At 57.6% G+C, this 13,305-nt stretch carries 13 protein-coding genes and 1 tRNA gene; 7 read left to right on the top strand and 7 right to left on the bottom strand.

Annotated elements, in window-relative coordinates:
• Positions 1 to 72: 72 nt before the first annotated feature.
• Positions 73 to 705 carry a DNA-3-methyladenine glycosylase family protein gene (locus tag ACR0DS_RS05875; RefSeq protein WP_480557912.1) on the top strand — a complete coding sequence of 211 codons (633 nt, stop codon included), beginning with the start codon at positions 73 to 75 and terminating at the stop codon, positions 703 to 705.
• Positions 702 to 1,367, top strand: a complete 666-nt coding sequence (locus ACR0DS_RS05880; protein ID WP_267364470.1) for an alpha/beta hydrolase — start codon at positions 702 to 704, stop codon at positions 1,365 to 1,367. The genes ACR0DS_RS05875 and ACR0DS_RS05880 overlap by 4 nt, the downstream gene beginning before the upstream one ends.
• A gap of 43 nt (positions 1,368 to 1,410) precedes the next feature.
• On the opposite strand, the gene ACR0DS_RS05885 is transcribed toward ACR0DS_RS05880, so the two are convergent.
• Together ACR0DS_RS05885 and ACR0DS_RS05890 are read right to left on the bottom strand one after the other, a co-directional pair.
• Positions 1,411 to 1,836 carry a VOC family protein gene (locus ACR0DS_RS05885; protein WP_480545553.1) on the bottom strand — a complete coding sequence of 142 codons (426 nt, stop codon included), beginning with the start codon at positions 1,834 to 1,836 and terminating at the stop codon, positions 1,411 to 1,413.
• 32 nt (positions 1,837 to 1,868) lie between these two features.
• Positions 1,869 to 2,474 carry an rRNA large subunit pseudouridine synthase E gene (locus tag ACR0DS_RS05890; protein WP_480557910.1) on the bottom strand — a complete coding sequence of 202 codons (606 nt, stop codon included), beginning with the start codon at positions 2,472 to 2,474 and terminating at the stop codon, positions 1,869 to 1,871.
• 213 nt (positions 2,475 to 2,687) lie between these two features.
• On the opposite strand from ACR0DS_RS05890, the gene ACR0DS_RS05895 reads away from it, so the two are divergent.
• Positions 2,688 to 3,275, top strand: coding sequence for an HNH endonuclease (locus ACR0DS_RS05895; protein WP_480485548.1), 588 nt, complete (start codon positions 2,688 to 2,690; stop codon positions 3,273 to 3,275).
• Here ACR0DS_RS05895 and ACR0DS_RS05900 read toward each other — a convergent pair.
• Both ACR0DS_RS05900 and ACR0DS_RS05905 read right to left on the bottom strand, forming a co-directional pair.
• Entirely contained in the window at positions 3,272 to 3,742 is a 471-nt protein-coding gene (locus ACR0DS_RS05900) for a disulfide bond formation protein B (RefSeq protein ID WP_480537932.1), read from the bottom strand. The two genes, ACR0DS_RS05895 and ACR0DS_RS05900, sit on opposite strands and share 4 nt — an antisense overlap.
• Complete coding sequence (locus ACR0DS_RS05905) at positions 3,739 to 4,317, bottom strand: YqaA family protein (protein WP_480472921.1); 579 nt, start codon at positions 4,315 to 4,317, stop codon at positions 3,739 to 3,741. Before ACR0DS_RS05905 ends, ACR0DS_RS05900 begins: the two co-directional genes overlap by 4 nt.
• 145 nt (positions 4,318 to 4,462) lie before the next feature.
• On the opposite strand from ACR0DS_RS05905, the gene ACR0DS_RS05910 reads away from it, so the two are divergent.
• From ACR0DS_RS05910 to ACR0DS_RS05925, 4 genes are all read left to right on the top strand, one after another.
• Positions 4,463 to 4,548 (top strand) — tRNA-Leu (locus ACR0DS_RS05910).
• 463 nt (positions 4,549 to 5,011) lie between these two features.
• The gene (locus ACR0DS_RS05915) at positions 5,012 to 5,980 is read left to right on the top strand and encodes a TAXI family TRAP transporter solute-binding subunit (RefSeq protein WP_267364467.1); all 969 of its coding nucleotides are present in this window, start codon (positions 5,012 to 5,014) and stop codon (positions 5,978 to 5,980) included.
• Positions 5,981 to 6,081: 101 nt separating this feature from the next.
• Positions 6,082 to 8,691 (top strand): TRAP transporter permease, encoded by a 2,610-nt coding sequence (locus tag ACR0DS_RS05920; protein WP_480557908.1) that lies wholly within the window; start codon positions 6,082 to 6,084, stop codon positions 8,689 to 8,691.
• The gene (locus ACR0DS_RS05925; RefSeq protein ID WP_267364463.1) at positions 8,688 to 9,119 is read left to right on the top strand and encodes a universal stress protein; all 432 of its coding nucleotides are present in this window, start codon (positions 8,688 to 8,690) and stop codon (positions 9,117 to 9,119) included. Before ACR0DS_RS05920 ends, ACR0DS_RS05925 begins: the two co-directional genes overlap by 4 nt.
• A 58-nt stretch (positions 9,120 to 9,177) precedes the next feature.
• On the opposite strand, the gene ACR0DS_RS05930 is transcribed toward ACR0DS_RS05925, so the two are convergent.
• The 3 genes from ACR0DS_RS05930 to ACR0DS_RS05940 are packed head-to-tail and all read right to left on the bottom strand — an operon-like array spanning position 9,178 to position 13,266.
• Positions 9,178 to 10,218, bottom strand: a complete 1,041-nt coding sequence (locus tag ACR0DS_RS05930) for a lipocalin-like domain-containing protein (RefSeq protein WP_480557906.1) — start codon at positions 10,216 to 10,218, stop codon at positions 9,178 to 9,180.
• Positions 10,208 to 12,622 carry an FtsX-like permease family protein gene (locus ACR0DS_RS05935; protein WP_480557904.1) on the bottom strand — a complete coding sequence of 805 codons (2,415 nt, stop codon included), beginning with the start codon at positions 12,620 to 12,622 and terminating at the stop codon, positions 10,208 to 10,210. The genes ACR0DS_RS05930 and ACR0DS_RS05935 overlap by 11 nt, the downstream gene beginning before the upstream one ends.
• A complete protein-coding gene (locus tag ACR0DS_RS05940; RefSeq protein ID WP_480480817.1) occupies positions 12,619 to 13,266 on the bottom strand; it encodes an ABC transporter ATP-binding protein in 648 nt (215 codons plus the stop codon). Before ACR0DS_RS05940 ends, ACR0DS_RS05935 begins: the two co-directional genes overlap by 4 nt.
• Positions 13,267 to 13,305: the final 39 nt, after the last annotated feature.

The raw sequence follows: 13,305 nt of genomic DNA on the forward strand, positions 1-13,305 counted from the left end.
TTGCGGCACAAGCCGGTTGCATCTGCGGCACATGCGCCTAACGTGCCAGTGACAACCGAGCAGGGAGAACAGATGCCCGTTGGCCGCATCATCGAAACGCCGGATTGTGTGGCGGAAGGGGCCGACTGGCTGGCCCAGAGCTGTCCGCGCATGGCCTATGCAATGGAACAGACTGGCCCATTGCCGTTACGTCGCCGTCCCGACGGGTTCGCGCAACTGCTGAGTGCCATTGTCAGCCAACAAGTCAGCGTGGCTTCGGCCAATGCAATATGGAAACGCCTGCAAGATGCCAAATTGACGGGTCCGCGTAAGATCATGTGGGCAACGGATGACGATCTGCGGGCCGTAGGGTTAAGCCGTCAGAAGATCCGCTATGCAAAGGCGTTGGCAGAAGCGCGTATAGATTACAAAGCGTTACGTGATGCCTCTGATGCGGAAGTTTTGACCACGCTGACGCAAGTGTCAGGCATTGGCGTCTGGACCGCGGAGATATACGCCATGTTCTCACTTGGTCGCGCTGATGTGATCGCCCCCGGTGATCTGGCGCTGCAAGAGGCCGCGCGCATCCTTTATGACCTGCCCAACCGTCCAACGGACAAAGAACTGCGCAAGATGGCCGAGGCCTGGTCGCCCTGGCGCTCGGTTGCGGCGCGGGTGCTGTGGGCCTATTACCGGGTTGCAAAGCAAAGAGAAGGGATCAGATGACACGGGTTTTGAATGCGCTCCGGAAAGAGCCTGTTTCGGGCGACACGCGCTCGGTTGTGGTGTTCGTACATGGCTATGGCGCAAACGGTGCCGATCTGCTGGGTTTGGCCGACCCGCTGGGTGAACATCTGCCCGACACATTGTTCGTGGCCCCGGACGCGCCCGAGCAGATCCCCGGAATGCCCAATGGTTTTCAGTGGTTTCCGATTCCCTGGATTGACGGGTCGTCTGAGGAAGAGGCGCGCAGGGGCATGGAAATGGCGGTCGAGGATTTCAACGCCTTTCTGGATGCTCTGATGGTGGATGAAGACCTGTTGCCCGAACAGGTTGTCCTTTTTGGTTTCAGCCAGGGTACGATGATGAGCCTGTATGTCGCGCCCCGCCGCGAAGACCCCGTGGCAGGAATTGTCGCTTTCTCTGGACGTTTGCTAGAGGCGGACCTTCTGGCAGACGAAACCGTCAGCCGGATGCCTGTACTGCTGGTGCATGGCGATGCCGACGACGTCGTCCCGCCGCAATCCTTGCCCGAAGCGGCAGAGGCCCTGCAATCCGCCGGTTTCAAGGAGGTCTATGCCCATGTCATGAAGGGCACCGGGCACGGAATCGCCCCGGACGGGCTGAGTGTGGCCCTGGCCTTCATGCGCGACAAGCTGAGCCTTTAGCCAGTAAGGTCAGTTCAGCGGAACACGGTCGTTCTGTATTGGCTCAAGACCAAAGATGGGCTTCCGCAAATTCGACTGAGTTTCCGGCCGGGTCGCGCACGTACAAGGAACGTGCGCCTCCGGGCCAGTCGAATTCTGCATCTACGGGGACATTCCAGTCCAGAAGGTGCTTGCGCATTACCGCGATTTCATCTCGGGTCAGTACAAGACACACGTGTCCTGCACCACGGGCGCCGTGGGACGGAACAGGCATGTCCGGGTTGAGGGGCGGCTGTTCCGTCTGTTCCGGGTTAAAGATCAGCAGGACCGATCCGCCAATTCGGTAAAACACGTGGCGGTCGGCGACGCGCTGAATGCGTTCCAGGCCCAGTACTTCGCCGTAAAACTGTTCCGCTGCGTCCAGATCATCGACATAAAGCGACGCTTCCAGAATCGCCGAAGGGGCCGGTATTCCGGGGGTTAGTTTCATGACCCGAGTTTAGCAGATCAGGGCAGGGTATGTCACCGGCGCGGTCGACGGTCGCGTTTTCGTTGCGGTGTGGAGTTCAGGGACGGCATGGGCAGGCTGTCCCACTGGCCCGGTTCCAGGTCGTCCAATGTCCAGTCACCGATGCGGCAGCGGATCAGGCGCAGGGTCGGCAAGCCCACGGCGGCCGTCATTCGACGCACCTGACGGTTTTTGCCCTCGCGTATGGACAGTTCTATCCAACTGTCTGGTACCGTCTCGCGCTCGCGGATTGGTGGGGTGCGGGGCCACAGGTTGTCCGGCTCGTCGATCTGGCGCACCTTCGCCGGACGGGTCAGGCCGTCTTTCAACTCGACGCCGTTTCGCAGCGCTTTCAGGGCAGTTTCGTCCGGAATACCTTCGACCTGAACCCAATAGGTTTTTGCCATCTTGTGCTTGGGGTCCGAGATCTGCGCCTGTAACTTGCCGTGGTCAGTCAGTAGCATCAAACCTTCGCTGTCACGGTCCAGTCGACCGGCGGGATAAACCCCGGGCAGATCGATGAAATCGGACAGTGTACTGCGCGGAGTATCCGCATTGTCGCGGTCGGTGAACTGCGGCAGCACATCATAAGGTTTGTTGAAGCGAATGAACCAGGACATGACGTGCGCATACCCCGAAGAGTGCACCCCGCGCAAGCTGTGGATAACTGTCATGTGCCTGTTACGGATTCGCATTACCCAGTTTGCGACATATTGTGGAAAATCAGGGCTTGTCAGAGTATTAACACGATATATAGTTATACTAAGGCCGGGGCGGGTGTTCCCCGCTCTGATGTCAAAAACAGGCAGAGCAGAGCGAGGAGCGATTCTGATATGGACGGAGACTTCAGGACCGAATTTGTCAGGGAGCCTGGTGCGCTGAAGCATCATCCCGCATTGGTTTTGAACGCCGATTATCGCCCCCTGTCTTATTACCCGTTGTCCCTGTGGCCCTGGCAAGAGGCGATCAAGGCGGCCTGGCTGGATCGGGTCGACATCGTGGCCGAATACGACGAAGTGGTTCGCAGCCCGAGTACGCAGATCCGAATACCTTCGGTCGTTGTTTTGAAAGACTATGTAAAACCCAGAAAGCGCGTGGCCTTCACGCGCTTTAATTTATTTCTGAGGGACGAGTTCCGATGCCAGTACTGTGGCAGTCGCGGTGATCTTACCTTTGATCATGTGGTGCCACGCGCCGCTGGCGGGGTGACCAGTTGGCAGAACGTTGTGGCGGCGTGCAGCCCTTGCAACCTGCGCAAAGGGTCGAAATCACTGCGTCAGGCAGGAATGAACCTGCGTAAGCCGCCGCGCCAGCCTGACGCCGAAGCACTGCGCAATGTTGGTCGGAAATTCCCCCCCAATCACTTGCACGAAAGCTGGATCGATTTTCTGTATTGGGACGCGGAGCTGGACGAATTCTAGGCCCGCTCTGACTTCCACGCCGCGAGCCAGATCAGCACCAGAACAGCCGAGGCAATGGCATTCCACCCAGCCATCGAGATGTTGAACATTTCCCACGGAATATCGTCGCAGCGAACCAAAGGCGCGGACATAATCTGATCGAACAGATCGTCATTCGACATCCCAGTGATGCTGCCGGATGTGCAACTGGTCGGACCTTCCCACCACCCCTGCTCAACGCCGGCGTGATAGAACCCGATGCCCGAAGTGGCGGCGGCGGCCATTGCGCCACAGAGGGGCAGGAAACTTAGCCTTGGTAAGGCCAACGCCAAAACGCCAATCGCGATTGCGACCCCATGCGGGTAGCGCTGCCAGATACACATTTTACAGGGGGCAAGGCCGCCCAGATATTGAAAGCCGAAAGCTGCCAGCAGAAGGGCCAGGGACCCAAGACTTGCCAGTGCGATAAGTTGTGAACGTCTCGTCATAGGTATTTCACCACCAGGAAGCCGCCGAACAGGAGGACGATGAACAAGGTGAACATCAGCCCCAAGCGTTTTTCAATAAATTCACGGATCGGCTCGCCAAAGCCCCAAAGCAAGGCCGCAACAAGGAAGAACCTGAGCGCTCGTGCCAGTATCGACGTTGCGATGAATGTCCCAAGCGGCATTCCTGTCCAGCCGGACATGATGGTGATGACCTTGTACGGGAAAGGCGTCACTCCGGCGGCCAGGACCGCCCAGAACCCGAAATCGTTGAAGCGGGTGTTGAATTCTTCCATCGCATGGGCCTTGCCCATGGATTCAAGAATGGGCTGCCCCAGACTTTCATAGAAAAACGCACCAATCGCATAGCCCAGCATCCCTCCCAGAACCGAAGCCACCAGAGCAACAGTTGCAATCAGCCAGGCGCGCGACGGGCGCGCCAGGATCATCGGAATCATCAGAACGTCGGGGGGGATTGGAAAGAACGAGCTTTCGACAAAGGCCACAACAGCCAGCGCCCACAGCGCATGAGGGTGTTCCGCCAGACGAATTGTCCAGTCATAAAGTGATCGCAACATTAAGCACTCAAATCCCGTTCTCGGCCCTGGAAAGCCAAACCATGCACCTGACGGCCCGTCAACCATCTCGGTCGAAACAAATGGATTATTGGATGATTTTTGCCTCTGGACCTTCCCTCGGATGGGCGCTAATCCAGTGTCCGTGGCCCAAGTGGCGGAATGGTAGACGCAGGGGATTCAAAATCCCCCGGTAGTGATACCGTGCCGGTTCGAGTCCGGCCTTGGGTACCAAAGTAAAAACAGGGAGTTAGGGGAACCTGCTTCCTGTTTTTTCTTTTCGGGCCACTTGCGTGTTCGCACACTTAATTCTTACTTTTCGATCTGGTCTGGTTCCTTTCAGTCCTCTGGTATCAACTTCTCCCTGCGAAAGGGCACCATATATGACCCGCTGTTGAACCGACCTGAACAGATTTGGTAGCAAAGATCAGGAAGACCGATCTGGCGGGTATTCCTGTGTGTCAGAGGGGAAAATTCGAAATTTGCGCTCATATATGCGGATTGATGCGAGTCAGGCTGGCGCTGGCCTTGACATTGAAAGTATCTGAATGAACCCTCAAAGGGGTTGGGAGAAACTGGAAAATTCAACAGGTTGTACCTGCTGTAAGGCGGGCCGATCATCGTTATCGGCATAGTTTTATGGGCAGATGATCGATTTGAATTCCAACTGCCAGACAAAAAATGTGGGAGTATTGAAATGAGAAACAGCAGCAAATTGAGCCTCGGCGCGTTTGTAACCGCAGCCATGTTGGCTCCGGCGGCGTATGCCGAAGAGTTCATTACAATCGGTACCGGCGGCGTGACCGGTGTTTACTATCCGACAGGTGGCGCGATCTGCCGTCTGGTAAACAAGGGCCGGAAGGAACACGGTGTCCGCTGCTCGGTCGAATCGACCGGTGGCTCGGTCTACAACATCAACACAATTCGCGAAGGCGAGCTGGAATTCGGTGTTGCCCAGTCCGACTGGCAGTATCACGCGTATAACGGCACCTCGAAATTTGAAGAGGCCGGTCCTTTCGAAAACCTGCGTGCGGTGTTCTCGGTCCACCCCGAGCCCTTTACCGTTGTGGCCCGCGCCGATGCAGGCATCACAAACTTTGAAGACCTGAAAGGCAAGCGCGTGAACATCGGGAACCCCGGTTCCGGTCAGCGCGGCACCATGGAAGTTCTTCTGGGCGAAATGGGCTGGACCACCGATGATTTCGAACTGGCGACAGAGCTGAAAGCGGCTGAACAATCGGCTGCCCTGTGCGACAACCAGATCGATGCTATGGTTTATACCGTTGGTCACCCGTCTGGTTCGATCCAGGAAGCCACCACAGCCTGTGACTCGGTTCTGGTGAATGTCAGCGGTGAAGCCGTAGACAAGCTGGTCAACGACAATTCGTTCTACCGTACTGCAACCATCCCCGGTGGCATGTACCGTGGTTCTGACGGCGACACCCAGACGTTTGGCGTAGGTGCGACTTTTGTGACTTCGGCAGATGTGTCGGACGACGCGGTATATGCGGTGGTCAGCTCGGTCTTTGAAAACTTCGAAGACTTCAAAAAACTGCACCCGGCGTTTGCCAACCTCAAGCCCGAAGAAATGATCGCAGATGGCCTGTCTGCACCGCTGCATCCGGGGGCCGAGAAGTATTACAAAGAAAAAGGCTGGATTCAGTAAACCAGACCTGAAGCAGGGCGCTTTTTAGGGCGCCCTGCACAACGCCTGTACCAAGCAGGTGAGTCAGAAGGTCAAAAATGGCCACGACGGGGAGACATTTGATGAATTCCGACACTCAATCCAATCGTCCGCTTTCCGAAGAAGAGCTTCAGGATCTGGTCGCATCATCCGACGCGGGCGGGCGTAATCCGGTCGGGAATGTAGGTGTCTTCCTGGCCATTGTAGCCGCGATCTGGTCGATTTTTCAGGTTATCCTGGCGTCGCCGCTCGCGAACTACGTGTTGCCGGGCAGTGTGGTAAACAATGCGCGGCAATTCCATCTTGCCTTCGCTCTGTTTCTGGCCTTTGCAGCTTATCCGGCACTAAAGTCCAGCCCGCGTGGCTTTATCCCGACTCAGGATTGGATCATGGGCTTGGTCGGTGCGTTCGTCGCGCTGTATGGCTATTTTTTCTATAACAAGATCGTAAATGCGGGCGGTTTGGCCGACGATACGGACAAATGGGTCGCGTTGCTTGGCTTGGTGCTACTGTTCGAGGCCGCGCGACGCGCGCTTGGCCCGGCCATGGCAATTATCGCGACGATCTTTTTGGCCTATGTCTTCTTTGGCGCATCTGAATGGGTGCCGGAAGTTATCCGCTGGAAAGGTGCGAGTCTCAAAAAGGCGATGAGCCACATGTGGATCACGTCAGAAGGCGTGTTTGGCATCGCATTGGGCGTTTCCACCAAATTCGTGTTCCTGTTCGTGCTGTTTGGCGCGCTGCTGGATAAGGCCGGGGCAGGGAACTATTTCATCAAGATGGCCTTTGGTGCGCTCGGGCATCTGCGCGGTGGTCCGGCAAAGGCGGCCGTTGTTGGTTCCGCTGCAACCGGCCTGATCTCGGGCTCGTCGATTGCCAACGTTGTGACGACCGGAACATTTACCATTCCGCTGATGAAGCGTGTGGGCTTTAGCAGTGAACAGGCCGGATCGGTCGAAGTGGCCTCATCGGTCAACGGTCAGATCATGCCACCTGTGATGGGCGCGGCTGCCTTCCTGATGGTGGAATATGTGGGCATCTCATATGTCGAGGTGATCACCCACGCCTTCCTCCCTGCGGCGATTTCTTACATCGCGCTGGTCTATATCGTGCATTTGGAAGCTGTGAAGCGAAACATGCCGACTTTGGGCGACCGTGACGTGCATCTGGCGCGAACCGTTGTGGGTATGTTGGCTTTCTTCCTGGTGTTTGCAGGGCTTTGTTACGGCTCGCAATTCCCGGTCGATGCTGTAACAAGCTGGGTACCGTCTGCGGCAGGCCTGGTGCTGAGCTTGATCGTCTGCGCGGTTTATGTCGGATTGCTCTATCTGGCCGCTCAGGTGCCGGACCTTGAGCCGGACGACCCGAATGCAAAAGAGGTCACGCTTCCTGTTATCGCTGATATTTATAAGGCAGGTTTGCATTACCTGCTGCCGATCATCGTTCTGGTTTACTTCCTGATGATCGAACAGAAATCGCCTGGACTGTCGGCGTTCTGGGCGACCGCTTTGCTGTTCGTAATCCTGCTGACGCAGAAACCGCTCAAGGCTCTTTTCCGGGGGCAGAGCAATCTCAAGAACACCTTTGTCGATGGCGTCGCTGACCTGTGGCAGGGGTTGATTGATGGTGCACGGAACATGATCGGTATCGCGCTGGCAACTGCCACTGCGGGCGTGATCGTCGGCACAGTGACTTTGACGGGTGTTGGTCAGGTAATGGCTGACCTGGTCGAGTTCCTTTCAGGCGGCAATCTTATCCTTATGCTGGTCATGGTTGGGCTGCTCAGCCTGATTCTGGGCATGGGTCTGCCGACCACGGCGAATTATATCGTAGTCAGCTCGTTGATGGCCGGGGTAGTCGTTGAACTGGGCGCGCAAAGCGGGCTGATTGTACCGTTGATCGCTGTGCACCTGTTTGTGTTTTACTTCGGGATTATGGCCGATGTTACACCGCCTGTTGGGCTTGCAAGCTTCGCGGCGGCGGCTGTGTCCGGCGGCGATGCGATCAAAACCGGTTTCACGGCGTTCTTCTACAGCCTGCGCACCGTGGCACTGCCTTTTGTGTTCATCTTCAACACTGATCTTCTTTTGATCGACGTTACATGGCTTGAAGGGATCACGGTGGCCGTTTTCGCGACCATAGCGATTCTGGTCTTCACGGCGGGTACGATGGGGTATTTCCTGACCCGCAGCCGTATCTATGAAAGTGTCGCGCTCGTTCTGGTGGCATTTGCCCTGTTCCGACCGGACTATTTCATGGATCGCATCTCGCCTCCGTTCAAATCGGTTGAACCTGCTGCATTCGAAGAAACCATTGGTCAGACACGGCCGGGAACAGATGTACGTCTGGTCGTCGCAGGCCCCGATTTCGATACGCTCGAGATGGTGGACACAACTGTTGTTGTCACTGTGGGCGACGAAGAAGGAGGGGCCGCACGGGTCGAGGCGATGGGCCTGCTGCTGGTCCCCGAGGACGGGTTGGTCAAGCTTGACGAGCCGCTGTTTGGCACGCCAGTGGCCGACGATCTGGGCATCTTTGACTACTATGGCGATGAACCCGTACGCCTGGCCTCGGTCAGCTTACCGTCCGAACAGCTGCCCAAGCAGCTGGTGTATATCCCAGCGATGATCCTTTTGGGTCTCATCGCGTTCCTGCAACGCGGCCGTGCCGCCAGACAAGGGGTGCCCGCATGACACGTTCTGTTCTGTGTGCCATTGATATCAGCAATGGTGAGATTGATGCTCCGGTCCTGCAAAAAGCCGCTGCTTTGGCGGATCTGGAAGGGGCACAGTTGGATGTTGTGACTGTGTTGCCCGATTTCGGGGAAAGCTGGGTGTCCGGGTTCTTTGAATCCGATTTTCACGACAAGGCGTTGGCCGAGGCGCAGGCCAAGCTGACGGCGCTGTGTATTTCGGCATTGGGGGCCGAGCGCAATGAAAGCATCCGGCATGTCGTTGCGACAGGCACAGCCTATCAGGAAATTCTGAAAACCGCCGAAAGTGCCGGTTCCGACCTGATTGTGATCGGCGCGCATAAGCCGGATTTTAAGGACTATCTGCTTGGTCCGAATGCAGCGCGAGTGGTGCGGCATTCCAACGTCTCGGTGTATGTCGTTCGCTGACTGATTTTCCAGCACGCAAAAGATCGCGTCGCTGGTCGTGAACAAATATCGGGTGGGTTCAGTAGCCTGTCATCTCAAGATAGCCAACGCCTTCATGGCTGCCGGTTACGGTGACAGGACCTTCCCAGTATTCGAAACTGGTCCCCATCCACGCATCAGGTGTCAGGGCTGAGACCTGAATATCTATGCCCCGGTCCGCAAGATTGACGTGCCAGTGTGTCGGGATATTGCGTCCGGCGACCTCATCGGTACTCAGCGGCAAAAGGCTGATTGAGCCGTTGGGGATGGCCTCAGTACTGCCGTCTGAATTGATCCAGGTGGCCGAAGTGAAGTCGCTTCGGTCCCCGCGCAGGCGAAAAGCCATCAGCTTATCGCCGCCCTCAAAGCTGAGCGAGAACCAATCCCAACCCCTCTGATCTGCCGCCAAGGGTTGTGAGGACCATTCCCGATCCAGCCAGCCCTGACCGGTTACACGGACTTCACTATCCGGCAAATGCAGCACGCCTTCGACTGTGTAAAAGGGCTGCGAGTAATAGTAACTTGCCTGTCTATCGGCGGATTTAACCGAATAGCCCGCGTCGCCGTGAAATACCAATGGCCCTTGCGCAGTCAGTGAAAGATCATAGCCGAATTCATCACCATTGGCCGTCAGTGACAGGCTGTCCAAATCCGATCCGGCCATGCGCCATTCATCAATCCAGGCCTCAAACGGTTGTGCGGTTACACCGGCCTGGCCAATCCCCCCGCGTGACAATCGCTCGGTAAAAAAATGATCCTTGGGGGTCGTGACAGCAGCATGACCCATCCAAAGTTGCGGACTTTGCCACCCGTCGCTGTCATAGGGTTTCAGGGCTGACCGGAACAGGGTCCATTGAATGCCATAGTCCAGGCCGTCGTCCCCTTGGAGATTGGCGGTCAGATACCACCATTCGATGCGGTAGGCCGGGTGGGGGCCGTGATCCTTTGGGAAATCAAATTCAAACCCGGCTGCCGGCACTTCAAAACCTTCAGCGGTTCCGCCTAGACCTGCATAGCCCTGCGCCCAAAGCGGTATCGGGTAGAGCCACATAAGCAGGATTAGTAGGGTCCTAACGTTCATTGGCGAACACTTTCAGCAGATCGGCGGGTGGCAGGCGCAGCATCCGTAGCGCGGGCAGGGCGGCGGCAAGCAGGGCAGCAAGAAGGGTCAGTAGAAACAGCCACAGCCAATCCCAGGGGAAGACGAACATCGGCAGGCGCCAACCAAAAGCCTGAACGTTGATCACCGTCAGCAGAACCCATGCCAGAACAAGCCCAAGTGGCAACGCCAGACAGGCGGTCAATGCCGCCAGCAATAGGCTGCGCAACAGTTCCAGCCCTGCAAGTTGCGCCCTGTTCAGCCCCAGCGCCCAGACCGGTGCGATCTGTGGCAGGCGCTGGGTCCACAGGGTCAGCAGACTGGTGAGAATGGCAAATCCCGCCACGCCGAGGGTCAGCACATTCAAGGCCGAGGTCACGACAAAAGTCTTCTCAAATATCGACAGCGACTGCGCCTTCATTGCAGCTTGCTGTACGACAGCCTGACGTGGAAGGTTGAACCGTTCCCTTAAGGTTTGCGCCATTTCGGTTGCGTTTTCGGGGTTTAGACGAATGCCAAAGCGGCGGGCCTCCGTACCCGGAGCGATCCGGTTCAGTTGGTCCATCGAGACCATGGCTTGCCCGGTCGGATTCCCATAATCCGAATAGACCCCGGCGATGGTCAGGATGTGGTCCGGCGATAAGGCCAAAGCACCGCCGGGCCAGAGATCGGCACGTCGCGCCAGTTGCTCGTTGATCAGAACCGCACGTCCGGCCATGACGTCATCCCATGCATTCGGGCTTGAGGTGATCACTGGCCAGTTCTGCCGATAGACCGGATCATCTACTACACCGTAAAGAAACAAAGGCCCCGTCTCGTGCGACAATTCCACATTTCGGATTGGCAGAATAGCTTCGACCTGAGGGCGCAGCCAGTCGGTAATCTCCTGCCCCTGATCGTCGTCGCTGGCAGTCAGGTAGAGTTCTGACGTCAGGCGCTGGTCAAGCCACCCGACGAATGTCAGCCGGAAGCTGGACACCATCGTGCCTACGCCGACATTCGCTGCCAAAGCCAGTAACAGGGCCATCAGGGCAAGTGACAACCCGGGCAGTTGTGCCCGCATATCTGCCCAGACCCATTGCGTAACAGGGCCCCGCGCCGCGCGGGCGCAGAGTGAAAGCATTACAGACAAAAGCGCAGGCAGCAGCAGCGCTGCACCGGTCAGCAAGCCAGCCAACAGGGCAAACCCGGCGATCAGCCCCCCGAAACTGACATAAGCCAAAACGCCACCCAGGATCATGACCAATCCCAATGCCGCTGCAAGATGGCGCGCGCGGGGGTCGCCCCGCCACGCTTGAACGCCCGGACTTGCCAGCAGGGGCATGCGCGACAGGCGCCATAATGCGTGGCCGCTGGCCAGCAATGTGCCGAAGACTGCCATGGCGATCCCTGCCAAAACCCACTGCAATTGCAGCGTCAGTTGCCCTGTTACTGGTGCGTCGTAAAGGCCACGCAACGTGGCCGCGACATCGGGTAGAAGTGCTCCGGCCAGAAAGAAGCCCAAAAGCAACCCGACGAGCCCACCGATCAGGGCCAGAAAAGTCAGTTCAGCAAGGATCAGCCAGACCAGTAATCGCATCGAGACACCCAGTGCCCGCAGCGAACGGATGATGCCTCTGCGTTGTGCAAAGGCCAGCCCGACCGTGCCATTCACGATAAAAAGGCCGACCGCAAAGGACAGCAATCCAAAGGCTGACAGGTTCAGGTGAAAACTGTCGGTCAGCTGAGCAGTGTCGATCTTTTGTGAGGGGCTGATGCGTTCCAGCTCTGGCGCGATCGCGGTCAGGGGCTGAAGCCCGCGGGGTTGATCAGGCAGGATAATGAGCCGCGAGATTGCACCGGGCTGATTCAGAAGACGTTCGGCAACGCCGATATCCGTCAGGATCACATCCGGCGGCAGCGCTGAGGTACTGAGAACCGGGGGCAGAGTGTCCTGATCGCGCAACAAGGGCTCCAACTCAGTCGAAACCAGCAGGCGACCCGGAGCAGTCAATATGTCCGCCGGTTCGGGCGGCGCACCGCTTTGCTGGGCCTCGGTAATTGCGGGCAAGGCGGGATAGGCCACCATATCCACGCCCATCAAACGCAACGTACGTCCAGCGACCCGATAAGGGCCTTCCAGTACGGCGGCCACCTGCCATCCCGCGCGACGCAGATCGACATAGCGGGACATGGGGATGAAACCGGCTGGATCGCGCAACTCGTCAAACTGCCCAAGTGCCAGCTGGGCGTTGGCACGGGAATAGCTGGCGCGGGCCTCGGCGTTGATGGCCTGAACAGCGGACCACAGACCAGTTGCCAAGGCGATACCGATTAGCAGTGTTGCCAGTTGCAACCGGTGCACCCGCCAATGGGACAGCAGGGCCTGGACGACGGCCAATGTCATTGGATGCACCCGCCGCTCAGGCGTAGGTGCGTGTCCAGACGGGCCGCGATCTGCGGGGAATGCGTCACCAGCAGTAAAGCCGCGCCAGTATCAGAAACAAGTGACAGCATCAGGTCCAGCACTTTGGCGCTGGCGGTTTCGTCAAGATTGCCCGTCGGCTCGTCCGCCAGCAACAGTTTCGGGCGCGCTGCCATGGCGCGTCCGATGGCCACCCGCTGTTGCTGTCCGCCCGACAAGCTTTCGGGGTAGCGGTCCAGCAAATCCAAAAGCCCAAGCCGTTCGGCCAGTTGCCCAGACCAATTGACATCCTCTGTACCTGCAAGGCGGGCATGAAAGGACAGGTTTTGCCCCACGGTCAGCGATGGGATCAGGTTGAACTGCTGGAACACCAGCGAAACCTTACTGCGCCGCAACTCGGCCCGGCCCGCATCATCTAAAGGGGATAGCGGCGTGCCATCCAGCGTGATTTCTCCACCGTCGAAACTGTCCAGGGCGGCGGCCAGGTTCAGCAAAGTGCTTTTTCCACTGCCGCTTTCACCGGTCAGTGCAAGCGTTTGTCCCTGATCCAGTGTCAGAGACACGTCGCGCAGAACGGGCCGCCCGCCGGGGTAAGTTTTCTGAACTCGGTCGATGATCAACAGCATGAAGCGCCCTTTTTGCAGAGGATGTGCGTTGGACTTCCC

This window comes from Ruegeria sp. AF5 (genome assembly GCF_056541905.1).

What these genes read in the sequence shown, in the direction of transcription:
- ACR0DS_RS05925 (WP_267364463.1), top strand. Translation starts at nt 8,688, where the DNA reads ATGACACGTTCTGTTCTGTGTGCCATTGATATCAGCAATGGTGAGATT.
- ACR0DS_RS05885 (WP_480545553.1), bottom strand. Translation starts at nt 1,836, where the DNA reads ATGAAACTAACCCCCGGAATACCGGCCCCTTCGGCGATTCTGGAAGCG.
- ACR0DS_RS05905 (WP_480472921.1), bottom strand. Translation starts at nt 4,317, where the DNA reads ATGTTGCGATCACTTTATGACTGGACAATTCGTCTGGCGGAACACCCT.
- ACR0DS_RS05900 (WP_480537932.1), bottom strand. Translation starts at nt 3,742, where the DNA reads ATGACGAGACGTTCACAACTTATCGCACTGGCAAGTCTTGGGTCCCTG.
- ACR0DS_RS05935 (WP_480557904.1), bottom strand. Translation starts at nt 12,622, where the DNA reads ATGACATTGGCCGTCGTCCAGGCCCTGCTGTCCCATTGGCGGGTGCAC.
- ACR0DS_RS05940 (WP_480480817.1), bottom strand. Translation starts at nt 13,266, where the DNA reads ATGCTGTTGATCATCGACCGAGTTCAGAAAACTTACCCCGGCGGGCGG.
- ACR0DS_RS05875 (WP_480557912.1), top strand. Translation starts at nt 73, where the DNA reads ATGCCCGTTGGCCGCATCATCGAAACGCCGGATTGTGTGGCGGAAGGG.
- ACR0DS_RS05930 (WP_480557906.1), bottom strand. Translation starts at nt 10,218, where the DNA reads ATGAACGTTAGGACCCTACTAATCCTGCTTATGTGGCTCTACCCGATA.
- ACR0DS_RS05920 (WP_480557908.1), top strand. Translation starts at nt 6,082, where the DNA reads ATGAATTCCGACACTCAATCCAATCGTCCGCTTTCCGAAGAAGAGCTT.
- ACR0DS_RS05895 (WP_480485548.1), top strand. Translation starts at nt 2,688, where the DNA reads ATGGACGGAGACTTCAGGACCGAATTTGTCAGGGAGCCTGGTGCGCTG.
- ACR0DS_RS05915 (WP_267364467.1), top strand. Translation starts at nt 5,012, where the DNA reads ATGAGAAACAGCAGCAAATTGAGCCTCGGCGCGTTTGTAACCGCAGCC.
- ACR0DS_RS05890 (WP_480557910.1), bottom strand. Translation starts at nt 2,474, where the DNA reads ATGTCCTGGTTCATTCGCTTCAACAAACCTTATGATGTGCTGCCGCAG.
- ACR0DS_RS05880 (WP_267364470.1), top strand. Translation starts at nt 702, where the DNA reads ATGACACGGGTTTTGAATGCGCTCCGGAAAGAGCCTGTTTCGGGCGAC.